Source organism: Pseudomonas fluorescens Q2-87, from assembly GCF_000281895.1.
GTDB classification, from domain to species: domain Bacteria; phylum Pseudomonadota; class Gammaproteobacteria; order Pseudomonadales; family Pseudomonadaceae; genus Aquipseudomonas; species Aquipseudomonas fluorescens_S.
This window is the reverse complement of record NZ_CM001558.1, coordinates 186,182-208,405: the sequence shown is the minus strand read 5'-3', so window position 1 is coordinate 208,405 and position 22,224 is coordinate 186,182. Positions and strand designations below refer to the sequence as shown.

At 60.4% G+C, this 22,224-nt stretch carries 21 protein-coding genes and 2 pseudogenes; 12 read left to right on the top strand and 11 right to left on the bottom strand.

From position 1 onward, the window contains the following. Positions 1-5 precede the first annotated feature (5 nt). Positions 6-494, top strand: coding sequence for an Lrp/AsnC ligand binding domain-containing protein (locus PFLQ2_RS26435; protein WP_003177284.1), 489 nt, complete (start codon positions 6-8; stop codon positions 492-494). A 62-nt stretch (positions 495-556) separates the two neighbouring features. On the opposite strand, the gene PFLQ2_RS26440 is transcribed toward PFLQ2_RS26435, so the two are convergent. Beyond that, a complete protein-coding gene (locus tag PFLQ2_RS26440) occupies positions 557-910 on the bottom strand; it encodes a YkgJ family cysteine cluster protein (RefSeq protein ID WP_003177283.1) in 354 nt (117 codons plus the stop codon). Positions 911-1,055: 145 nt separating this feature from the next. Here PFLQ2_RS26440 and PFLQ2_RS26445 point away from each other — a divergent pair, with 145 nt between their 5' ends. Beyond that, positions 1,056-2,369: an NAD(P)/FAD-dependent oxidoreductase gene (locus tag PFLQ2_RS26445; RefSeq protein ID WP_003177282.1), complete on the top strand. Its 1,314-nt coding sequence runs from the start codon at positions 1,056-1,058 to the stop codon at positions 2,367-2,369. Positions 2,370-2,477: 108 nt separating this feature from the next. Here PFLQ2_RS26445 and PFLQ2_RS26450 read toward each other — a convergent pair whose 3' ends face one another. Beyond that, on the bottom strand, positions 2,478-2,723 hold the full coding sequence (locus tag PFLQ2_RS26450) for a DUF1127 domain-containing protein (RefSeq protein WP_003177281.1): 246 nt from the start codon (positions 2,721-2,723) through the stop codon (positions 2,478-2,480). A 179-nt stretch (positions 2,724-2,902) separates the two neighbouring features. On the opposite strand from PFLQ2_RS26450, the gene PFLQ2_RS26455 reads away from it, so the two are divergent. Beyond that, positions 2,903-4,336, top strand: a complete 1,434-nt coding sequence (locus tag PFLQ2_RS26455; RefSeq protein ID WP_003177280.1) for a PLP-dependent aminotransferase family protein — start codon at positions 2,903-2,905, stop codon at positions 4,334-4,336. Positions 4,337-4,396: 60 nt separating this feature from the next. Continuing rightward, entirely contained in the window at positions 4,397-5,962 is a 1,566-nt protein-coding gene (locus PFLQ2_RS26460) for a phospholipase D family protein (protein ID WP_003177279.1), read from the top strand. 115 nt (positions 5,963-6,077) lie between these two features. Here PFLQ2_RS26460 and PFLQ2_RS26465 read toward each other — a convergent pair whose 3' ends face one another. Further along, positions 6,078-7,220 carry an MFS transporter gene (locus PFLQ2_RS26465; RefSeq protein WP_003177278.1) on the bottom strand — a complete coding sequence of 381 codons (1,143 nt, stop codon included), beginning with the start codon at positions 7,218-7,220 and terminating at the stop codon, positions 6,078-6,080. A 189-nt stretch (positions 7,221-7,409) separates the two neighbouring features. Beyond that, a complete protein-coding gene (locus tag PFLQ2_RS26470; protein WP_003177277.1) occupies positions 7,410-8,903 on the bottom strand; it encodes an aldehyde dehydrogenase in 1,494 nt (497 codons plus the stop codon). Positions 8,904-9,147: 244 nt separating this feature from the next. Between PFLQ2_RS26470 and PFLQ2_RS26475 the strand changes: the two genes are divergently transcribed. Further along, positions 9,148-9,510, top strand: coding sequence for a cupin domain-containing protein (locus tag PFLQ2_RS26475; protein ID WP_003177276.1), 363 nt, complete (start codon positions 9,148-9,150; stop codon positions 9,508-9,510). A gap of 166 nt (positions 9,511-9,676) precedes the next feature. Next, positions 9,677-9,895 carry a peptidase inhibitor gene (locus PFLQ2_RS27420; RefSeq protein WP_033045874.1) on the top strand — a complete coding sequence of 73 codons (219 nt, stop codon included), beginning with the start codon at positions 9,677-9,679 and terminating at the stop codon, positions 9,893-9,895. A 91-nt stretch (positions 9,896-9,986) separates the two neighbouring features. Here the strand turns inward: PFLQ2_RS27420 and rpmG are convergent, their stop codons facing one another. After that, entirely contained in the window at positions 9,987-10,142 is a 156-nt protein-coding gene (rpmG, locus tag PFLQ2_RS26480) for a 50S ribosomal protein L33 (protein ID WP_003177274.1), read from the bottom strand. 11 nt (positions 10,143-10,153) lie between these two features. Next, positions 10,154-10,387 carry a 50S ribosomal protein L28 gene (gene rpmB, locus PFLQ2_RS26485; RefSeq protein WP_003177273.1) on the bottom strand — a complete coding sequence of 78 codons (234 nt, stop codon included), beginning with the start codon at positions 10,385-10,387 and terminating at the stop codon, positions 10,154-10,156. 438 nt (positions 10,388-10,825) lie between these two features. On the opposite strand from rpmB, the gene PFLQ2_RS26490 reads away from it, so the two are divergent. Next, on the top strand, positions 10,826-12,415 hold the full coding sequence (locus tag PFLQ2_RS26490) for an ABC transporter substrate-binding protein (RefSeq protein WP_003177272.1): 1,590 nt from the start codon (positions 10,826-10,828) through the stop codon (positions 12,413-12,415). 91 nt (positions 12,416-12,506) lie between these two features. Here the strand turns inward: PFLQ2_RS26490 and radC are convergent. Beyond that, positions 12,507-13,180 (bottom strand): annotated as a pseudogene (radC, locus tag PFLQ2_RS26495) (RadC family protein). Positions 13,181-13,325: 145 nt separating this feature from the next. On the opposite strand from radC, the gene coaBC reads away from it, so the two are divergent. From coaBC to argB, 4 genes and pseudogenes are all read left to right on the top strand, one after another. Continuing rightward, positions 13,326-14,534, top strand: a complete 1,209-nt coding sequence (gene coaBC / locus PFLQ2_RS26500) for a bifunctional phosphopantothenoylcysteine decarboxylase/phosphopantothenate--cysteine ligase CoaBC (protein WP_003177270.1) — start codon at positions 13,326-13,328, stop codon at positions 14,532-14,534. Between the two features lie 5 nt (positions 14,535-14,539). Beyond that, positions 14,540-14,995: a dUTP diphosphatase gene (dut, locus tag PFLQ2_RS26505; RefSeq protein WP_003177269.1), complete on the top strand. Its 456-nt coding sequence runs from the start codon at positions 14,540-14,542 to the stop codon at positions 14,993-14,995. A 252-nt stretch (positions 14,996-15,247) separates the two neighbouring features. Further along, positions 15,248-16,651 (top strand): annotated as a pseudogene (locus tag PFLQ2_RS26510) (phosphomannomutase/phosphoglucomutase); the annotation flags it as partial. Positions 16,652-16,678: 27 nt separating this feature from the next. Then, complete coding sequence (argB, locus tag PFLQ2_RS26515; RefSeq protein ID WP_003177267.1) at positions 16,679-17,584, top strand: acetylglutamate kinase; 906 nt, start codon at positions 16,679-16,681, stop codon at positions 17,582-17,584. 182 nt (positions 17,585-17,766) lie between these two features. On the opposite strand, the gene pyrE is transcribed toward argB, so the two are convergent. Beyond that, on the bottom strand, positions 17,767-18,411 hold the full coding sequence (gene pyrE, locus PFLQ2_RS26520) for an orotate phosphoribosyltransferase (protein WP_003177266.1): 645 nt from the start codon (positions 18,409-18,411) through the stop codon (positions 17,767-17,769). Positions 18,412-18,494: 83 nt separating this feature from the next. Between pyrE and PFLQ2_RS26525 the strand changes: the two genes are divergently transcribed. Next, complete coding sequence (locus tag PFLQ2_RS26525) at positions 18,495-19,274, top strand: exodeoxyribonuclease III (RefSeq protein ID WP_003177265.1); 780 nt, start codon at positions 18,495-18,497, stop codon at positions 19,272-19,274. A 72-nt stretch (positions 19,275-19,346) separates the two neighbouring features. Here the strand turns inward: PFLQ2_RS26525 and gltS are convergent, their stop codons facing one another. The 3 genes from gltS to rph form a co-directional block, all read right to left on the bottom strand. After that, positions 19,347-20,555, bottom strand: a complete 1,209-nt coding sequence (gltS, locus tag PFLQ2_RS26530; protein ID WP_003177264.1) for a sodium/glutamate symporter — start codon at positions 20,553-20,555, stop codon at positions 19,347-19,349. Between the two features lie 355 nt (positions 20,556-20,910). Further along, positions 20,911-21,279 carry a DUF4870 domain-containing protein gene (locus PFLQ2_RS26535; RefSeq protein WP_003177263.1) on the bottom strand — a complete coding sequence of 123 codons (369 nt, stop codon included), beginning with the start codon at positions 21,277-21,279 and terminating at the stop codon, positions 20,911-20,913. Between the two features lie 30 nt (positions 21,280-21,309). Next, entirely contained in the window at positions 21,310-22,032 is a 723-nt protein-coding gene (gene rph / locus PFLQ2_RS26540) for a ribonuclease PH (RefSeq protein WP_003177262.1), read from the bottom strand. Between the last annotated feature and the right edge of the window lie 192 nt (positions 22,033-22,224).

The following is a 22,224-nucleotide window of genomic DNA, read 5'->3' as shown; positions in this document are numbered from 1 at the left end:
CACCTGTGCGTACCAACACCCAGACCAAACGCGAGCTGGACAAGATCGACCGCAACATCTTGCGCATCCTTCAGGCGGACGGGCGGATCTCCTTCACCGAACTGGGGGAAAAGGTCGGACTCTCCACCACGCCCTGCACCGAGCGAGTACGGCGCCTGGAGCGCGAGGGCATCATCATGGGCTACAACGCCCGGCTCAACCCGCAGCACTTGAAGGGTAGCTTGCTGGTATTCGTCGAGATCAGCCTGGACTACAAATCCGGCGACACTTTCGAAGAGTTCCGACGCGCCGTGTTGAAACTGCCCCACGTGCTGGAATGCCACCTGGTTTCAGGAGATTTCGACTATTTGGTGAAGGCTCGGATTTCCGAGATGGCTTCGTACCGCAAGCTGCTGGGCGACATCCTGCTCAAGCTGCCTCACGTGCGCGAATCCAAGAGTTATATCGTGATGGAGGAAGTGAAGGAGAGCTTGAGCCTGCCGATTCCGGATTAACGCTGATTCTGGAAGTGGTCGCCTGGATGCCCGCGAAGGCCGCGACTGGGTATCCCTGGCGGCTAGACCAGCACCTGCCGAGTGCTGGCCATGTATTCATGGATCTGCTTTTCGACCCGGGGATGAATCAACTCCACCGGCCGCCGCCCGTTGGGGCACGGTAAGGTCGCCGTGGTGCCGAACAGCCGACAGATCAGCGGTCGCTCGTCATAGACCGTGCAACCGTTTGGCCCCAGATGCACGCAATCGAGCGCTTCCATGGCCGCGTCCTGTTCGGCGCGGGTCTTGCGGGGCAGGCGAGCCATTTCTTCAGGTGAAGTGGTCACCGGCCCACAACAGTCATGGCAGCCCGGTACGCACTCGAACGAGGGAATCTGCTGGCGCAGCGCGCGAATTTTTTGACCGTTGCAGCTCATCGTGGCACTTACCGAGGTGGGACTGCCCGGATTCTGCCTTAAAAGCCGTGCGCCAGACAGCGCCAGGCGACCAGTGTTGCCCGTAGGCGAACCCACGGCTTATGCTCCGTAAAATTTCTCAAACACAAAAATCAGGATTACGCACATGAACGCCCGTGCTCAGCAACCTGTCCCGAGCCACGCCCACGCCGACTCTTATTACGCCGCCAGCAGCCTGCCGCAGCCGGACCATCCGGTGCTGCAAGGCGAGCTGGTGGCGGATGTCTGCGTGATCGGCGGCGGGTTTTCCGGGCTGAACACGGCGATCGAACTGGCCGAACGTGGCATGAGCGTCGTTTTGCTGGAAGCACACAGGGTCGGCTGGGGCGCCAGTGGACGCAACGGTGGTCAATTGATCCGTGGCGTCGGCCATGGCCTCGACCAGTTCACGCCGATCATCGGCACCGACGGTGTGCGCCAGATGAAACTCATGGGCCTTGAGGCGGTGGAATTCGTCCGGCAGCGCGTCGAGCGTTTCCAGATCCCGTGCGACCTGACCTGGGGCTATTGCGACCTCGCCAACAAGCCCAGCGACCTGGAAGGCTTCGCCGAAGAGGTTGAAGAACTGCGCAGCCTGGGTTATCGCCACCAGACCCGGCTGTTGCAAGCCCATGAAATGCACAGCGTGGTGGGTTCGGATCGCTATGTCGGGGGATTGATCGACATGGGTTCCGGCCATTTGCATCCGCTTAACCTGGCCCTGGGCGAGGCTGGCGCCGCGCAGCAAATGGGCGTCAGGTTGTTCGAGCAATCGGCAGTCACGCGTATCGATTACGGCCCCGAAGTAAAGGTGCATACCCAACAGGGCTCGGTCCGCGCCAAGACGCTGGTACTGGGCTGTAACGCCTACCTCAACGGCCTCAATCCGCAATTGGGCGGCAAAGTGCTGCCGGCTGGCAGCTACATCATCGCCACCGAACCCTTGAGCCAGGCCCAGGCACAGGCGCTGTTGCCGCAGAACATGGCGGTCTGCGATCAACGAGTCGCGCTGGATTACTACCGGCTTTCGGCGGATCGGCGCCTACTGTTCGGTGGTGCCTGTCACTATTCGGGCCGCGACCCGCAGGACATTGGCGCCTACATGCGCCCGAAAATGCTCAAGGTTTTCCCGCAATTGGCGGACGTGAAGATCGATTACCAATGGGGCGGCATGATTGGCATTGGTGCCAACCGTTTGCCACAGATCGGCAGGCTCAAGGATCAACCCAATGTGTATTACGCCCAGGCCTATTCCGGTCATGGACTCAATGCCACGCACCTGGCCGGCAAGCTGCTGGCCGAGGCTATCAGCGGCCAGCAAGGCGGCGGCTTCGACCTCTTCGCCCAAGTGCCACACATGACCTTCCCTGGCGGCAAGCACCTGCGCTCCCCGTTGCTGGCGCTGGGGATGTTGTGGCATCGGTTGAAAGAACTGGTTTGAATTCAGCCCCCGTGGCGAGGGAGCTTGCTCCCGCTCGACCGCGAAAATCTTGGGGCTGCTACGCAACCCAGCGGGAGCAAGCTCCCTCGCCACAGGTTCTTTACCGTTTCAAAGCCGCCAGAACGGCTTTAGCCCCTCCACCCGCGCCTGCTCTCGGCTCAGCCCGATATCGCGCAACTGTTCGGGTGTAAGTTCCAATAAGGCCTTGCGTGTATGCAGGCGGTGCCAGAACAGGGCCCAGCGACTCAGGTCGGACGGTGCGTTGCGCAACGTCGCGCTGCGCAGCCCATTATCCTGCCCTGCCGCCAGTTCCTGACTGTGTAACGTCAGCCGCACATCGCTCAAGCCGTTCATTTTGATCGCTCCTGTTTACTTGGGTAGCCAGAGCTTTCATGATGCGCGGACGGCCAAAAGCAATACAGATTCAACCCATGTCTTTTATATCAATACAGATTGCCGCTTTTTGACACTGAATCGTCATTTTCCAAGCCAACTGTATTGGTTGTTCTTATCCACCTCCTCGGGAGCGCACCATGACCCTCTACGTGAACCTCGCCGAATTGCTCGGCACCCGTATCGAACAGGGTTTCTATCGCCCTGGTGATCGGTTGCCGTCGGTGCGCGCCTTGAGCACGGAACATGGTGTCAGCCTCAGCACGGTACAGCAGGCCTACCGTGTGCTGGAGGACAGCGGGCTGGCGATGCCGAGGCCCAAGTCCGGTTATTTCGTCCCCGTGAGTCGCGAGCTGCCGGATTTGCCGGTAGTAGGTCGCCCGGCCCAACGCCCGGTGGATATCTCCCAGTGGGACCAAGTGCTGGAGCTGATACGCGCCGTACCGCGCCCGGACGTGGTGCAGCTGGGACGCGGCATGCCTGACATCAACTCGCCGACCATGAAACCGCTGCTGCGCAGCCTGGCGCAGATCAGCCGTCGGCAAGACATGCCAGGCCTGTATTACGACAATATCTACGGCAACCTCGCGCTTCGCGAACAGATCGCCCGGCTGTCGCTGGCCTCCGGCTGCCAATTGGGGCCCAACGACCTGATCGTCACCACGGGCTGCCACGAGGCGTTGTCCGTCAGCATCCGCGCCACCTGCGAACAAGGCGACATCGTCGCGGTGGACTCACCCAGTTTTCACGGGGCCATGCAAACCCTAAAGGGCCTGGGCATGAAAGCCTTGGAGATTCCCACCGACCCGCTGACCGGCATCAGCCTGGAGGCCCTGGAACTGGCATTGGAACAATGGCCGATCAAAGCCATACAGTTGACCCCCAGCTGCAACAACCCGCTGGGCTACATCATGCCCGAGGCCAACAAGCGCGCTCTGCTGACCCTGGCGCAACGCTTCGACGTGGCGATTATCGAGGACGATGTGTATGGGGAACTGGCCTACACGTACCCGCGACCTCGCACCATCAAGTCCTTCGACGACGACGGCCGCGTCCTGCTCTGCAGTTCTTTTTCCAAGACCCTGGCGCCAGGCCTGCGCATTGGCTGGGTCGCACCGGGCCGGTACCTGGAGCGGGTACTGCACATGAAATACATCAGCACCGGCTCCACCGCGCCACAACCGCAGATCGCCATCGCCGAGTTTCTCCAGGGTGGGCATTTCGAACCTCACTTGCGCCGGATGCGCACGCAATACCAGCGTAATCGCGACATATTGATCGACTGGGTCAGCCGCTATTTTCCGCCCGGCACCCGTGCCAGTCGCCCGCGGGGCAGCTTCATGTTGTGGGTGGAATTGCCTGAAGGCTTCGACACCCTGAAGCTCAATCGAGTCCTGCACGACCAAGGCGTACAGGTTGCCGTCGGCAGCATTTTTTCGGCGTCGGGCAAGTACCGCAACTGCTTGCGGATGAACTACGCTGCCAAGCCAACGACGCAGATCGAAGAGGCCGTGCGCAAGGTAGGAGTTGCCGCTGCTGCGCTGTTGAACGAAACCCAGCGCGGCAGCGTCTGACCTGTACGAAAGGATGCAGCACCTGACGCCGATCAACGCAAACAAGCGGAACGATCCTACGTGAGATCCAGACCGATCCTGCCTGCGCTATTGCTAGTCGCCTCGCTGTTGAGCGGCTGCGCCAGTTTAGACATTGCACGCGAGCCTTCCGAGGCGTTGCCCGCCGCCGAATCTTCGTTCGGCCGCTCGGTCCAGACCCAGGTCGCCGCCCATGAAGGACGATCCGGCTTCCGGCTACTCTCGGACAGCACCGATGCCTTCACCGCCCGCGCGGAGTTGATCCGCCACGCCCAAGGCAGCCTGGACTTGCAGTACTACATTGTCCATGACGGCATCAGCACACGAATGCTCGTGGACGAGCTGCTCAAGGCCGCCGACCGGGGCGTGCGCGTGCGCATCCTGCTGGACGACACCACCAGCGATGGCCTGGACCAGATCATCGCGACCCTCGCCGCCCACCCGAACATCCAGATACGCCTGTTCAACCCTTTGCACCTGGGGCGCGCGACCGGCGTGACTCGCAACCTCGGGCGGTTGCTCAACCTGTCGCAACAACACCGGCGGATGCATAACAAGTTATGGCTGGCGGACAACAGCATGGCCATCGTCGGCGGCCGCAATCTGGGTGACGAATATTTCGACGCCGAACCGAACCTGAACTTCACCGACATCGACCTGCTTGGCGTCGGACCGGTGGCTCAGCAACTGGGGCAAAGCTTTGATCAGTACTGGAACAGCGCCCTGAGCAAACCCATCGAGCAGTTCCTGTCTCACCGCCCTGCCGCCAAGGACTTGGCCAACAGTCGCCTGCGTCTGCAAGAGTCCCTGGAACAGACCCAGCAGGAAAATCATGCGCTCTATCAGCAACTGACCCGCTACAAGACCCAACCGCGGCTGGACACCTGGCGCACTCAGTTGATCTGGGCCTGGAACCAGGCGCTGTGGGACGCGCCCAGCAAAGTGCTGGCAACGGGCGAGCCGGATCCGCATTTATTGCTGACCACGCAATTGGCCCCTGAGCTGGCGGGGGTCAGCAAAGAACTGATCATGATTTCGGCGTATTTCGTTCCCGGCCAGCCAGGCCTGGTGTACCTGACCAGCCGCGCCGATGCCGGGGTGTCGGTGAGCCTTTTGACCAACGCCCTGGAAGCCACCGATGTGCCGGCGGTGCATGGTGGTTATGCCCCCTATCGCAAGGCCCTGCTGCAACATGGCGTACGCCTGTTCGAACTGCGGCGCCAACCGGGCGACAAAGGCAGCAGCCCTCACCTGTTCTACAGCAAGTCCTACGGCGAATCGGACTCCAGCCTGCACAGCAAGGCGATGATTTTCGACCGGCAGAAATCTTTCATTGGCTCGTTCAATTTCGACCCGCGCTCAGTGCTGTGGAACACCGAAGTCGGTGTGCTCGTGGACAGCCCGGAACTCGCCGGCCAGGTACGCGACCTCGCGCTGCAAGGCATGGCGCCCGCCCTGAGTTACCAGGCACGGCTGGAAAATGGAAAGCTGGTATGGACGACTGAAGACAACGGCCAATTACATGACATGGACCGCGAGCCGGGCAGCTGGTGGCGCCGGTTCAATGCCTGGTTCAGCACGACCGTCGGGTTGGAGCGGATGCTTTAGAGGTAGCCCGCTTTTGGTGGCGAGGGAGCTTGCTCCCGCTCGGTTGCGCAGCAACCGCAAAAGCCGGGACTGCTTCGCAGTCCAGCGGGAGCAAGCTCCCTCGCCACGGGGGTTCTCAAGCGGTTTGGGCGGACCCAAAGGCCCCTTGGCGCAACAACAGAATCACCAGGCCGAACGCCCCCGCCGCCATGAACAAAGGCAGCGCATGCCCGCTGACCCATTGGCTACCGGCCCCTGCTGCCAGCGGACCGATCAGGCAACCGAGCCCCCACAGTTGCGCGATATGGGCGTTGGCCCGTACCAGTGCATCGTCGCGATAACGCTCGCCGATCAGGATCAGCGACAAGGTAAACAAACCACCCGCGCTGGCGCCGAACAGCACCCATAGCGGCCAGATCAGCCAGGTGTCGATCAGCAGCGGGACCGCCAGGCTCGATAAGGTCAGCGCCACCGCACAGCCCATGAACAACGCCCGGCGCGACAGGTAATCGGCCAGGGCGCCGATGGGCAACTGCAGCAAGGCATCACCGACCACCACGGTACTGACCATCGCCAATGCGATGTCGGCATTGAAGCCTTGTCGCAAGCAATACACCGGCAACAACGTGAGGATCATCGCCTCGAACGCGGCGAACAACGAGACGGCCCAGGCAATCGCCGGCAAGCCTCGGCAAAACGCCCACAAATCGCCGAACGTGACACTACCGGCCTCGCTGCTCGGCGCGCCGCTACGGCCCAGCAACAGCAACGGTGCAATCAGCAGCAGGCCGACGCCCACCCAGAATCCATAGTCATGATCAGTCCCCAGCGCGCCCAGCAGCAACGGGCCGGACAACTGGCTCAGGGCATAGCTGCTGCCATACAGCGCCACCAATCGCCCACGCCATTTCTCAATGACCAGTTGATTGATCCAGCTTTCCCCCAGGATGAACACCAAGGTCAGGACCACGCCGATCACCAGGCGCAACAGCAGCCAGACCGGATAACTGGGCAGCAGCGCCAGTAGCCCGATGGACACGGCGCCGCCCCACAGGCACAGACGCATCAGTGCGGCGGTGCCGAAGCGCGCCGCCAGCCGGCTCGATACCTTGGCCCCGAGCAACACCCCGACGGCGGGCATGGCAGCCATCACCCCAATGGCAAACGAGCCATAGCCCCAGCCCTCCAGGCGCAGCGACACCAGCGGCATGCTCACGCCCAGGGCCAGGCCGACGCTCAGCACCGACGCCAACACGGCGAAATAGGTCGCCCAACGCATTTCCACGCTCCTGTGGATGGTTATCGGTTTTCCAGGCACCGTGCAAAACAATGTGGGAGCGAGCTTGCTTGCAAAGGCGGTTTCCCATTCAACAGCTAAGTTGACTGACACTCCGCTTTCGCGAGCAAGCCCGCTCCCACAATGACCTGTGTGACATGAAAGCCCCGGACAGGGTCCGGGCCGACAATGTCAGAGCTTGATCCAGGTCGCCTTCAGCTCGGTGTATTTGTCGAACGCATGGAGCGACTTGTCGCGACCGTTGCCCGACTGCTTGAAGCCGCCGAACGGTGCGGTCATGTCGCCGCCATCGTACTGGTTGACCCACACGCTGCCGGCACGCAGCGCCTTGGCGGTGAGGTGGGCCTTGGAGATGTCCCGGGTCCATACCGCTGCGGCGAGGCCGTACGGCGTATCGTTGGCGATCTGGATAGCCTCTTCGGCCGTGTCGAAGGCGATGACCGACAGCACCGGGCCGAAAATTTCTTCCTGGGCGATTTTCATCGCATTGCTCACACCGTCGAAAATCGTTGGCTCAACGTAGGTGCCACCGGTTTCCTCGAGAATCCGCTTGCCACCGGCCACAAGCTTGGCGCCGTCGCTGTGACCCGCCTCGATGTAGGACAGCACGGTGTTCATCTGCTGGGTATCCACCAGGGCGCCGACATTGGTGGCCGGGTCCAGTGGGTTGCCTGGCTTCCAGCCCTTGAGGGCCTCGATCACCAGGGGCAGGAACGTGTCCTTGATGGAACGCTCCACCAGCAAACGCGAGCCGGCGGTGCAGACTTCGCCCTGGTTGAACGCGATGGCGCTGGCAGCGGACTCGGCCGCAGCTTGCAGGTCCGGGGCATCGGCGAACACGATGTTCGGGCTTTTGCCGCCGGCTTCCAGCCAGACGCGTTTCATGTTGGATTCGCCGGAATAGATCATCAGCTGTTTGGCAATTTTGGTGGAACCGGTAAACACCAGCGTATCGACATCCATGTGCAGCGCCAGGGCCTTGCCGACGGTATGGCCATAACCAGGCAACACGTTCAACACACCCTTCGGAATGCCGGCTTCGATGGCCAATGCCGCAATGCGAATGGCAGTCAGCGGGGATTTCTCCGACGGCTTGAGCACCACCGAATTACCGGTGGACAGCGCCGGACCGAGCTTCCAGCAGGCCATCATCAGTGGGAAGTTCCACGGTACGATAGCGCCGACGACGCCCACCGGCTCGCGGGTTACCAGGCCCAACTGATCGTGCGGGGTAGCGGCCACTTCATCGTAGATCTTGTCGATGGCTTCGCCGCTCCAGCTCAGCGCTTGTGCCGCGCCGGGAACGTCGATGTTCAGGGAGTCACTGATCGGCTTGCCCATGTCCAGGGTTTCGAGCAGGGCCAATTCCTCGGCGTTCTGCTTGAGCAGCCCGGCGAAACGAATCATGGTTGCTTTGCGCTTGCTTGGCGCCAGGCGTGACCAGACGCCAGAGTTGAAAGTGGCACGAGCGTTTTCGACGGCTCGCTGGGCATCGGCGGCATCGCAGCTGGCGACCTTGCCCAGCAAGCGGCCATCGACCGGGCTGAGACAATCGAAGGTTTCGCCGGACACCGCATCGGTGTACTCGCCGTTGATGAAGGCACGGCCTTCGATCTGCAGGTCGCGGGCGCGTTGTTCCCAGTCGGCACGAGTCAGGGTGGTCATGCGTGTGTCCTCCTCTTATTGAGTGAGAACGCCGCGCACTGCGCAGCGTCCAAAGAATTCTGCCCGGCCAGCCTGATTTCGGCGTCGTTTCGGCGCTATTTTTGGCACAGGGCATCCGCCACCCTAAACCAGCGGCCGGTCATGTTTCAATATATTTGACACAACGCTGGAAAACGGCCTTGCGATGTTCGTTTTAATAAACATAGACTCGGGACTTTCCAAGCTATCACTGGGGATCACCCGCATGAGCATTCAGGACATCGTCGATTTCAGCCAGGCCAATACCATCGCCGAACGCTATCGCCCGGACGCGGCCAAAGTGCTCAAGGGCGACCCCGAACAAGCGGTGTTCAACCACTACAACAGCCCGTGCGGGCAGATGAATGCAGGGGTCTGGGAAGGCGCCATCGGCCAGTGGCGGGTCAATTACACCGAGCATGAATATTGCGAGATCGTCCAGGGCGTCTCCGTGCTGCGGGACGACGATGGCAATGCCAAGACCCTGCGGGCCGGTGACCGCTTTGTGATTCCGGCCGGGTTCACCGGCACCTGGGAAGTGCTGGAGCCGTGCCGCAAGATCTATGTGGTGTTCGAGCAGAAGGCTTGAGCCCGACCGAAAAAGCAGCTGACACTCTTTCGCTGGTCGACGAGTACCACGGCAGATGAAACTGCCCGCGGGCGTCACGGATTTTTTGTCGCAACGGCTACGCACAGGACGTGCGGCCAACCCGACAGGTGAGCGTCCCGACCTATCAATATTGCAAGGAGGCAACATGCCCGTCTTACCCGATCAATGCGACTTGGCCATCGCTCAATACACCATCGGCCAAAAATGCACCCCCGAGCTGCTTGAAGAGGTTCGCGCCCTGGCCAACGGCGCGCCCGTTCGCGCCACAGGCCCGAAATACCCTACAAGCTGGGATCTGCGTCCGCGACGCATCAACCTGCACACCAATGCCGACAGGATCATCGTCAGCATCAACTGCGGTTGAACGATAGCGTCACTGCCCCCTCAAACCTGAGCACAACAAAAAAGGCCCGTATCTCGCGATACGGGCCTTTTTTGTAAGAGGGAAAAATCAATTACTTGATTTTGCCTTCCTTGTAGATCACGTGCTTGCGAACAACCGGATCATATTTCTTGATCTCGATTTTGTCCGGGGTAGTACGCTTGTTCTTGTCGGTAGTGTAGAAGTGACCAGTACCGGCGCTCGAGATCAAACGAATCAATTCACGCATGATTAGCTCCCTTAAACCTTGCCATCGCGACGAAGTTCGGCCAGCACGACACTGATGCCACGCTTGTCGATGATACGCATGCCCTTGGCAGATACGCGCAGACGCACAAAACGTTTCTCTTCTTCAACCCAGAAGCGGTGATGCTGCAGGTTCGGCAGGAAACGACGACGGGTTTTGTTGTTTGCGTGGGAAATGTTATTCCCAGTCACCGGACCCTTACCGGTAACTTGACAGACTCTCGACATGCCTCAGCCCTCTAAAACCACATGCCCAACCCGGCATGGGTTGGCCGCTTAATCTCTCAGTCATTTGGCGCCAGGCGCCGCGTTTCTTTAAGGGTCTTACCGGCTACACCTACAGTGAAGGAACCGGGCCCCTAGAAAAGAGCGCTGCTTTATACCAGAAAGACCACCGTGCAACAACAGCCGATGTGATTTGTCTTCACGCCGAAGCATCGCCCGACCGCGCCGGACGGCTAGGGCAAAGGCTGGCGCAGCCTCCGACCGCTCGTCGCTGCATCGAGGTTTTTCACCGTTCGCCACGGGTTTCTACCACGGGCGTGCCGTTGCAGAGTGCCGGAAAATGTAAAAAGGGGATAGTCATTTACCAGCGAGCCCACTAGGGTAGGCCTTTTCCAGACTGCACTCGCAGATGGGCCTTCGACCTGCACAGGAAAACCGATCATGCGCCTCGCTGCCCTACCTTTGTTGCTCGCCCCGCTGCTGCTCAGCCCCTTGGCCCAGGCTGCCGCCTTGAGTGTCTGTACCGAGGCCAGCCCGGAAGGGTTCGATGTCGTCCAGTACAATTCATTGACGACCACTAACGCCTCTGCCGACGTGCTGATGAACCGCCTGGTGGATTTCGACACCGCCAGCGGCAAAGTGGTCCCCAGCCTGGCCGACCGCTGGGAAGTCTCCACCGACGGCCTGACGTATCTGTTCAAGCTACGCCCCAACGTCAAGTTCCACCAGACCGAATACTTCACCCCGCGCCGGGACCTGACTGCCGAAGACGTGAAGTTCAGCTTCGAGCGCATGCTCGACCCGGCAAACCCCTGGCACAAAGTGGCGCAGAGCGGCTTCCCGCATGCCCAATCCATGCAATTGCCGGCGCTGATCAAGAAAATCGACGCGCTGGACCCGCTGACCGTGCGTTTCACCCTCGATCATGCCGACTCCACGTTCCTGGCGACTTTGAGCATGGGCTTTGCCTCCATCTATTCGGCTGAATACGCCGAGCAACTGATGAAGGCTGGCACTCCAGAAAAACTCAACAGCCAGCCGATCGGTACCGGCCCGTTCATTTTCAGCCGGTTCCAGAAGGACGCCTCGATCCGCTACAAGGCCAACGAGGCTTATTTCGGCGGCAAGCCTCAGGTAGACCCGCTGGTCTTTGCCATCACGCCGGACGCCAATGTGCGCCTGCAGAAATTGCGCCGCAACGAATGCCAGATCGCTCTGTCGCCCAAGCCGCTGGACGTGCAGGCCGCCAAACAGGAACCTACGTTGAACGTGGCCCAGACCGACGCTTTCATGACCGCGTTCGTGGCGATCAACAGCCAGCATCCGCCGCTGGACAAGCCTGAGGTACGACAAGCCATCAACCTCGCCTTTGACAAGGCCAGCTATCTGAAGAGCGTTTTCGAAGGCACCGCTCAAGCCGCCAACGGCCCGTACCCGCCGAACACCTGGAGCTACGCCAAGGGCTTGCCCGGCTACAACCATGACCCGGCCAAGGCCCGTGAGCTGCTGGCCAAGGCCGGCCTCAAGGACGGCTTCAAGACCACCATCTGGACCCGCCCTTCCGGCAGCCTGCTCAACCCCAACCCCAGCCTCGGCGCGCAGTTGCTGCAATCGGACCTGGCAGAAATCGGCATCCAGGCCGAAATCCGGGTGATCGAATGGGGCGAACTCATCCGTCGTGCCAAGGCCGGCGAGCATGACCTGTTGTTCATGGGCTGGGCGGGCGACAACGGCGACCCGGACAACTTCCTCACGCCGCAGTTTTCCTGCGCGGCGGTCAAGTCCGGCACCAACTTCGCCCGCTATTGCAACCCTGACCTGGACAAGCTGATCAGCGCCGGCAAGACCACCGGCGAGCAAGGCGTGCGCGCCAAGCTCTACGAACAGGCCCAGGCCCAGATCCAGCAACAGGCCTTATGGCTGCCCCTGGCGCACCCGACCGCCTTCGCGCTGACCCGCAAGGATGTGCAGGGTTATGCGGTGAGCCCATTTGGGCGGCAGGATTATTCGAAGGTCAGCCTCAAGCCGTAAGCTGCAAGCTGCAAGCTGCAAGCTGCAAGCTCAAGAGCAGATCACACCCGGCTCTGAGCTTGCGGCTTGAAGCTGAAAGCTTGTCGCTGCCTCACATCCACCCATACTCCGCCATCGACAGCGGATCTCCATCGCCGACAATGAAATGATCGAGCACCCGCACATCGATCAACTCCAACGCCTCTTGAAGCCTCCCGGTGAGCATCCGGTCGGCCTGGCTGGGCTCGGTGTTGCCTGAAGGATGGTTGTGACACAGGATCAACGCAGCGGCGTTGTGGGCCAGGGCGCGCTTGACCACCTGCCGAGGGTAGACGCTGGCGCTGTCGATAGAACCGCGAAACAGCGTCTCGTAGGCCAGCACTTGGTGCTTGGCATTGAGAAACAGGCAACCGAACACCTCGTGGGGTTCGTGGCGCAGCATGGACTTGAGGTACTCACGGACCGCAAAGGGACTTTCCAGTGTGGTCTTTTCCCGTGCCCGCTCCGCCAAATGGCGACGGCTCATTTCCTGAGCCGCTTGCAGCTGGGCGAACTTCGCCGGGCCCAGACCCATATGATTGCTGAATGTGATCTGGTCAGCTTCAAGCAGCGCGCGCAGGCTGCCAAATTGAATCAATAGTTGTCGTGCCAGATCCACCGCGCTTTTGCCGGACACACCGGTGCGTAAAAAATCGCTAACAGTTCGGCGTCTGAAAGACTCCCCGCCCCCAGCGCCAATAACCTCTCCCGTGGCCGCTCGGCCACGGGCCAATCGCGAATACTCATAGCATCTCCCTGAATGTGGGCGCCGCTGTTCCGTAGCGGTCGCTGTGATATCGTAGCCCATCTTTTTTGCAGGCGATTTGCGCCCTGGCAGGCTGCTGCCAAGGGGTTCGTCTTGCACTGACCACTGAAATCGAAAGGCAGGCCTATGCAGCGGCTGTATCGGAAACGCATCGTTCTGGGCGTCGGCGGCGGCATTGCCGCCTACAAGAGCGCCGATCTGGTTCGAAGGCTCATCGACCAGGGCGCGGAAGTACGGGTGGTCATGACTCGCGGCGGCAGTGAATTCATCACGCCGTTGACCATGCAGGCCCTGTCCGGGCACCCGGTTCACCTGGACTTGCTCGACCCGGCGGCCGAAGCCGCCATGGGCCACATCGAGCTGGCCAAGTGGGCAGACTTGGTGTTGATCGCCCCGGCCACCGCCGACCTGATCGCCCGCCTGGCACAAGGCATCGCCGATGACCTGCTGACTACCCTCGTGCTCGCCACCGACGCGGTGGTTGCCGTCGCGCCGGCCATGAACCAGGCCATGTGGCGCGACCCGGCCACCCAGGCCAACCTGCAACTGCTCCAGAGCCGTGACCTGAAAGTCTTCGGCCCCGCGTCCGGCAGCCAGGCCTGCGGCGATGTCGGCATGGGGCGCATGCTTGAAGCCACCGACCTTGCCCAATGCGCCGCCGACTGCTTCCAGCGCCAGGCCTTGACCGGCAAACATGTGCTGATTACTGCCGGGCCAACCCAGGAAAACATTGACCCGGTGCGCTACATCACCAACCACAGCTCGGGAAAAATGGGCTTTGCACTGGCCGAGGCCGCCGTGGAAGCCGGTGCCCGGGTGACGCTGATCACCGGCCCCGTGCACCTGCCGACCCCGGACCGGGTCACGCGCATCGACGTGGTCAGCGCCCGGGACATGCTCGCGGCCTGCGAGGCGGCGATTCCGTGCGACCTGTTCATCGCCTCGGCTGCGGTGGCGGACTACCGCCCCGAAGTCGTTGCCCCGCAAAAATTGAAGAAAGACCCTACAAGCGGCGACGGCTTGTTACTACAAATGGTGCGCAACCCGGACATCCTCGCCAGCATTGCCACCCGTCCCGACCGTCCGTTCAGCGTCGGCTTCGCCGCTGAGACCGAACACTTGCTCGATTACGCCGCGCGCAAGCTCAAGGACAAGAATCTGGACTTGATCGTCGCCAATGACGTCGCCAACCCGAGCATCGGCTTCAACAGCGAAGAAAACGCCTGCAGCGTGATCGACCGCCAGTTGCACGCCACGCTTTTCGCCCAGACCAGCAAAGGCAAGATTGCCCGCCAGCTGATCACTTTTATCGCCGAACGTCTGAACCAGGTTTAATTTTCATGCACGCCTTACAAGCCAAGATTCTCGACCCACGCATCGGCAACGAATTCCCGTTGCCACAGTACGCCACACCGGGCTCCGCCGGCCTCGACCTGCGGGCGATGCTCAAGCAGGACACAATCCTGGAGCCGGGCCAGACCCTGCTGATCCCCACCGGCCTGTCGATCTACATTGGCGACCCAGGCCTGGCCGCATTGATTTTGCCGCGCTCCGGCCTGGGCCATAAGCACGGCATCGTGCTGGGCAACCTGGTAGGCCTGATCGACTCCGATTACCAGGGCGAATTGATGGTGTCGTGCTGGAACCGCGGTCAAACAGCGTTCAACATCGCCGTAGGCGAGCGCATCGCGCAACTGGTGCTGGTTCCCGTGGTCCAGGCGCACTTCGAACTGGTCGAGGAATTCGACGAAAGCCAGCGCGGTGCTGGCGGTTTCGGGCATTCCGGTAGCCACTGATCCTGGCGCTCCAGGCCGGGTGCGTTGCCCGGCCTGTTTATTAAGCTTGTGTTTCAGGGCAAAAAATGCGCAATGGCTTTCTGCTAGGTTTCCCATCCGGAATCAATGTATTAGGCGAGGGCGATCGGGGTAACGCTGTCTCATGGCACTTTCCCACCACGAACTCTCTGTCAAAAACGCCGTCATACCCTTCAGCTTGAGCCTGCCGACGCTACCCGTCGGCCTGTCCAGTCATTTTCCTGATAGAGCGCCCCGCCCATGAACACCCCAGCCGCAATCGCCCCGATCTTCCCTGACAGCATCTTCCGCGCCTACGACATCCGCGGCGTGGTACCGGAAACTCTCACCGCCGAAACCGCCTACTGGATCGGCCGCGCCATTGGCTCCCAGAGCCTGGCCCAGGGTGAACCGAACGTGTCCGTTGGCCGCGATGGCCGCTTGTCCGGCCCCGAGCTGGTCGAACAATTGATCAAAGGCGTTGCCGACAGTGGTTGCCACGTCAGCGATGTGGGCCTGGTCCCGACACCGGCGCTGTACTACGCCGCCAACGTGCTGGCCGGCAAATCCGGGGTCATGCTCACCGGCAGCCACAACCCGTCGAACTACAACGGCTTCAAGATCGTCATCGCCGGCGACACCCTCGCCAACGAGCAGATCCAGGCCCTGCACACCCGCCTCAAGACCAATGACCTGAGCAGTGGCCAGGGCAGCGTGACCAAGGTCGATATCCTGGAACGCTACAACGACGAAATCGTCAAGGACGTGAAACTCGCCCGCCGCCTCAAAGTGGTGGTCGATTGCGGTAACGGCGCGGCTGGCGTCATTGCCCCGCAACTGATCGAAGCGCTTAATTGCGAAGTCATCCCCCTGTTCTGCGACGTCGACGGCAACTTCCCTAACCACCATCCGGACCCGGGCAAGCTGGAAAACCTGCAAGACCTGATCGCCAAGGTCAAGGAAACCAATGCCGACCTGGGCCTGGCTTTCGACGGCGACGGCGACCGCGTGGGCGTGGTGACGAATACCGGCAGCGTCGTGTTCCCGGACCGCCTGTTGATGCTGTTCGCCAAGGACGTGGTGGCGCGCAATCCTGACGCCGAAATCATCTTCGACGTTAAGTGCACCCGTCGCCTGGTGCCGCTGATCAAGGAATACGGCGGTCGTCCACTGATGTGGAAAACCGGTCATTCCTTGATCAAGAAAAAAATGAAACAGAGCGGCGCCCTGCTGGCCGGTGAAATGAGCGGCCACATTTTCTTCAAGGAGCGCTGGTTCGGTTTCGACGACGGCATCTACAGCGCCGCGCGCCTGCTGGAGATCCTCAGCAAGGAGCAATCGAGCGCCGAAGAGCTGTTCGCGACCTTCCCGAACGATATTTCTACGCCAGAAATCAATATCCATGTGACCGAAGAGAGCAAATTCAGCATCATTGATGCACTGCATGACGCTCAATGGGGCGAAGGCGCCGAACTCACCACCATCGATGGTGTACGGGTCGACTATCCCCAAGGCTGGGGCCTGGTTCGCGCATCCAACACCACACCGGTGCTGGTGCTGCGTTTCGAGGCTGACAACGAAGCTGAACTGCAGCGCATCAAGGATGTGTTCCACGCCCAACTCAAACGTGTCGCACCTGATCTCCAACTACCGTTTTGATTTTCTGACGTACCACCGGAGCCCTGAATGACCCTCGAACGCGAAGCCGCCGCCAATACCGCCAAGGTCCTGTCCGAAGCGTTGCCTTATATCCGACGCTACGTCGGTAAGACCCTGGTGATCAAATACGGCGGCAACGCGATGGAAAGCGAGGAGCTGAAGACCGGCTTCGCCCGCGACATCGTGCTGATGAAGGCCGTGGGCATCAACCCGGTGGTGGTGCATGGCGGCGGCCCGCAGATCGGTGATCTGCTCAAGCGGTTGTCCATCGAGAGCCACTTCATCGACGGCATGCGCGTCACCGATGCGCAGACCATGGATGTCGTGGAGATGGTCCTGGGCGGCCAGGTCAACAAGGACATCGTCAACCTGATCAACCGTCATGGCGGCAGCGCCATTGGCCTGACCGGCAAGGACGCCGAGTTGATCCGGGCGAAGAAACTCACCGTGACCCGCCAGACACCGGAGATGACCCAGCCGGAAATCATCGACATCGGCCAAGTGGGCGAAGTGGTCGGCATCAACACCGACCTGCTGAACCTGCTGGTCAAGGGCGACTTCATTCCGGTGATCGCGCCAATCGGTGTGGGCGCCAACGGCGAGTCCTACAACATCAACGCCGACCTGGTGGCCGGCAAGGTCGCCGAAGCACTGAAAGCTGAAAAGCTGATGCTGCTGACCAACATCGCCGGCCTGATGGACAAGTCGGGCAAAGTGCTGACGGGACTGTCGACGCAACAGGTCGACGACCTGATCGCCGACGGCACCATCTATGGCGGCATGCTGCCGAAGATCCGTTGCGCACTGGAAGCGGTACAGGGTGGGGTTGGCAGCTCGCTGATCATCGATGGGCGGGTACCGAACGCGATCCTGCTGGAGATCTTCACCGATACCGGCGTGGGTACGCTGATCAGCAATCGCAAGCGTCCGTAAGCAATACCTGTAAAAAGACCCCGCTCAACCTGGTTGAGCGGGGTCTTTTTTATTATTCGTTCAGATGAAGCTTTTGTGGCGAGGGAGCTTGCTCCCGCTGGGCTGCGCAGCGGCCCCAACATCTGCGGTCGCTACGCAACCAAGCGGGAGCAAGCTCCCTCACCACAGGAGCCACAAGCCGGTCACACACCAAACCGAGCGCGATAAGCCTCGACCGCTGGCAAATGCTGCTTGAGTTGCGGATCGTCGGCCAAAAACTCCAGCACCTGGTTCAGCGAAACGATGCTGATCACCGGAATGCCGAAGTCGCGCTCCACTTCCTGGATTGCCGACAGCTCGCCGTTACCGCGCTCCTGACGATTCAGGGCGATCAGCACGCCGGCGGCCTTGGCGCCGTCCTGGGAGCCGATGATCTGCATGACTTCACGGATGGCAGTGCCGGCGGTGATGACGTCGTCGATGATCAGCACTTCACCGGTCAGAGGCGCGCCCACCAGGCTGCCGCCTTCACCATGGGCCTTGGCTTCCTTGCGGTTGAAGCACCATGGCAGGTCGCGGCCGTGGTGTTCAGCCAGAGCCACGGCAGTGGTGGCTGCCAGCGGGATGCCTTTGTAGGCCGGGCCGAACAGCACATCGAACGCAATACCGCTCTCGACGATGGCCGCCGCATAGAAACGGCCCAGCTGCGCCAGGGCGGTTCCGCTGTTGAACAGGCCGGCATTGAAGAAGTACGGGCTGGTGCGTCCCGACTTGAGGGTGAACTCACCGAAGCGCAAAACGCCGCGATCGATGGCAAAGCGAATGAAATCGCGCTGATACGCCTGCATGAAAAAAAGCCTCAAATACCGCGGATTTAGCTAAATAGGTATACGGCGTGTATCATACACGCACGTGATTTTTGGGGCCATTTATGCGGATCATCAGTGTGAACGTCAATGGTATTCAGGCTGCAGTGGAGCGTGGTTTGCTCAGTTGGCTGCAAGCACAGAATGCCGACGTCATCTGCCTGCAGGACACCCGCGCCTCCGCCTTTGAACTGGACGATGCAGCCTTCCAACTGGATGGTTACTTCCTTTACGCCTGCGATGCCGAAGTCCCCGCCCAGGGTGGCGTGGCTTTGTACTCGCGGCTGCAACCGAAGGCTGTCATCAACGGTCTCGGTTTCGAGACGGCGGACCGCTACGGGCGCTACCTGCAAGCCGATTTCGACAAGGTCAGCATCGCGACCTTACTGCTCCCTTCGGGGCAGAACGGCGATGAAGATTTGAATCAGAAATTCAAGTTGATGGACGACTTCGCCCGTTACCTGGATAAGCAGCGGCGCAAACGTCGCGAGTACATCTATTGTGGCTCGCTGTACGTGGCGCAACAGAAGCTGGATATCAAGAACTGGCGCGACAGCCAGCAATCCCCAGGCTTCCTGGCGCCGGAACGGGCCTGGATGGATGAGATCGTTGGCAACATGGGATATGTCGACGCCCTGCGCGAAGTCAGCCGCGAAGGCGATCAGTACAGCTGGTGGCCAGACAACGAGCAGGCCGAGATGCTCAACCTCGGCTGGCGTTTCGACTACCAGCTGCTGACCCCCGGCCTGCGCCGTTTCGTACGCAGCGCTCGCCTGCCGCGCCAGCCACGGTTCTCGCAGCATGCGCCGCTGATCGTTGATTACGACTGGACGCTGACGATCTAAAACGCCGTCAATGGGTACCAACCGGTCAAGAATGCCCGCCTCGCAGGAGGCGGGCTTTTTTATGCCTGGAAATCAAGCCGCGGCAAGAAACGGCAGGGCCAGGTACAGCTTGATCACGATGACATTAATGATATCGATGAAAAAAGCGCCCACCATCGGTACTACCAGAAAGGCGATCTGCGAAGGTCCGTAGCGTTGAGTGACCGCCTGCATGTTAGCGATGGCCGTCGGCGTCGCCCCCAACCCAAAACCGCAGTGCCCCGCCGCCAATACCGCCGCGTCGTAATGGCTGCCCATGAGCCTGAAGGTCACGAAGATCGCGAACAGTGCCATGACCAGGGTCTGTGCAGCCAGGATGATGAAGAACGGCAAGGCCAGTGACGCCAGGTCCCACAACTTGAGTGACATCAAGGCGATCGCCAGGAACAGCGACAAGCTGACGTTGCCAAGCACCGAGACTTCGCGCTCAAACACCTGGTACAAGCCCAGCGCCGCAAGTCCATTGCGCAGGACCACCCCCACGAACAAGACGCAAACGAACGTCGGCAACTCGAATGCGGTTCCGTGGAGCTGCCCATTCAAAAGAGAGCCCGCCAGGAGGCTGACCGCGATCAGGGCGAGCGTCTCGATAAACGAAACCGGCGTTATCGAGCGTTCTTTGTTCGGCTGCTCGAAACCCTTGGGTGCTCGTGGCTTTTCCGGCTCAAGGCAGCCGGGCACCTGAACACGCTTGACCAGCAGGCGAGCGACCGGCCCACCGATCAGGCCGCCCAACACCAAGCCGAACGTCGCAGAGGCCATCGCTAGCTCGGAAGCGGAGGCCACGCCGTATGTCTCACTGAACAATGTCCCCCAGGCAGCGCCTGTACCGTGACCACCGGCCAAGGTAATCGAGCCGGTAAGCAGGCCCATCAGGGGATCGAGCCCCAACGCCTTGGCGAGCCCGATGCCCATGGCATTCTGGACCAACAGCAGGCCGGTGACCGCCAGTACGAACACACCCACTACGCGCCCGCCTTTCTTCAGGCTGGCAAAGTCTGCGCTCAGGCCAATCGTGGCGAAAAACGCCAGCATCAAGGGTGTCTGCAATGAAGTGTCAAATCGGACTTCAATTTCAAGCCCTCGCAAACACAAGAGGATCAAGGCAACCACCAGCCCGCCTGCTACAGGTTCGGGGATATTGTAGGCGCGTAGAAAACCAACACGGGTAACGAGTCCGCGCCCCAGCAAAAGTACTAAAGAGGCGGCGACAAGTGTTCCGTAGAAATCAAGCTCAAACATGCTGTTTATCTTTTTGGATATATATTCAGGGGCGAACTTTTTACCTGGACACGCCTCTTGAACAGGTTGAGTTCTCAACACTGATTTGCTTTGAATTCAAGGACCTTCAATGGTCTGAATATATCGAAATATTTCTGAACAAATATAACTTGGGGCAACTTTAGCAATCGGCGAGACTCGATGCCAAGCGCCTAGGGCGCACTGAAACCCTGCAGTTGTGACTGGAAGTGTAAGAATGATAAATATATGCGCACAGTAACGATTTACGTAACTGTGCCGAGCATAGTAAGAAAGACTAAGTGCTCAAAGCAAAATGCCCCGAATATCGGGGCATTTTTTATCACCGTACTGATCGTTATTTAACCAATCGCCAGGTAAACGGATACCGATACGGCTGCCCTTCGCCTGCCTTCACCCCGCCGATGATGGTCAGCACCAGCGCACCGATGGCCACCAGGCCGAACAGGAAAAAGCCAATCACCACAATCATCAACAACAGGCAGATGGCCGAGGCAATCGCCACGGTAATCTGGAAATTCAGCGCTTCCTTGCCCTGGGCATCGATAAACGGGTCGGTTTCACGCTTGAGCTGCCAGAGCACCAACGGCCCGATCAGCGTACCGAACGGGATCCAGATTCCCAACAAGGCCGACAAGTGACAAAACATCGCCCATTGACGCGCCTCCTTGCTGGGTTGGGGCAGTAGGACTTGCTCATCACTCATGACAGTCTCCTTGTCTGAAGCGCGAAACAATCAGTCAGCCAATGCGGCCTTTTGCAATTCGAAAATCTCGTTCATGCCTTTCTTCGCCAGCTCCAGCATAGCGTTCAATTCTTCCGGCTGGAACGGCGCACCTTCGGCAGTGCCCTGGACTTCAATGAAGCCGCCAGCGCTGGTCATGACCACGTTCAGGTCGGTCTCGGCCGCAGAGTCTTCCAGATAATCCAGGTCCAGCACAGGCTCGCCCTGGTACATGCCCACGGACACCGCAGCGATCATTTGCTTGAGCGGATCGCCGCCCTTGAGGCCGCCACGTTTCTTGATCACTTTCAGGGCGTCAACCAACGCAACCATGGCGCCGGTGATGGACGCCGTGCGGGTGCCGCCGTCGGCCTGGATCACGTCGCAATCGACATACAGGGTCACGTCACCCAACTTGGACATGTCCAGCGCGGCGCGCAGCGAACGGCCGATCAGGCGCTGGATTTCCAGGGTGCGGCCGCCTTGCTTGCCACGGCTTGCCTCACGCTGGTTCCGCTCGCCGGTGGCACGCGGCAGCATGCCGTACTCGGCCGTCAGCCAGCCTTGGCCCTGACCCTTGAGGAACCGTGGCACGCCATTTTCGACGCTGACGGTGCAGATGACCTTGGTATCACCGAATTCGACCAGTACGGATCCCTCGGCGTGTTTGGTGTAGTTGCGGGTAATGCGGATCGAGCGGAGCTGATCGGCAGCGCGACCACTTGGACGTTTCATAGGGAATACCTGTACTGAGGACTGAAAACTGCCGAGCATTATAGAGCCGTGAACCCCCGGAGGGCAGTTCTAATGTACCGGCACGACGAGCGAGCCCCCTCAAAGGCCCAGCCGACGGGCAACAGCGCTTTGTCGCATGCACGGTTTGGGGCACGCCTCGCACTGCGCTACAATCCTGCGCCTTTGCTGCCC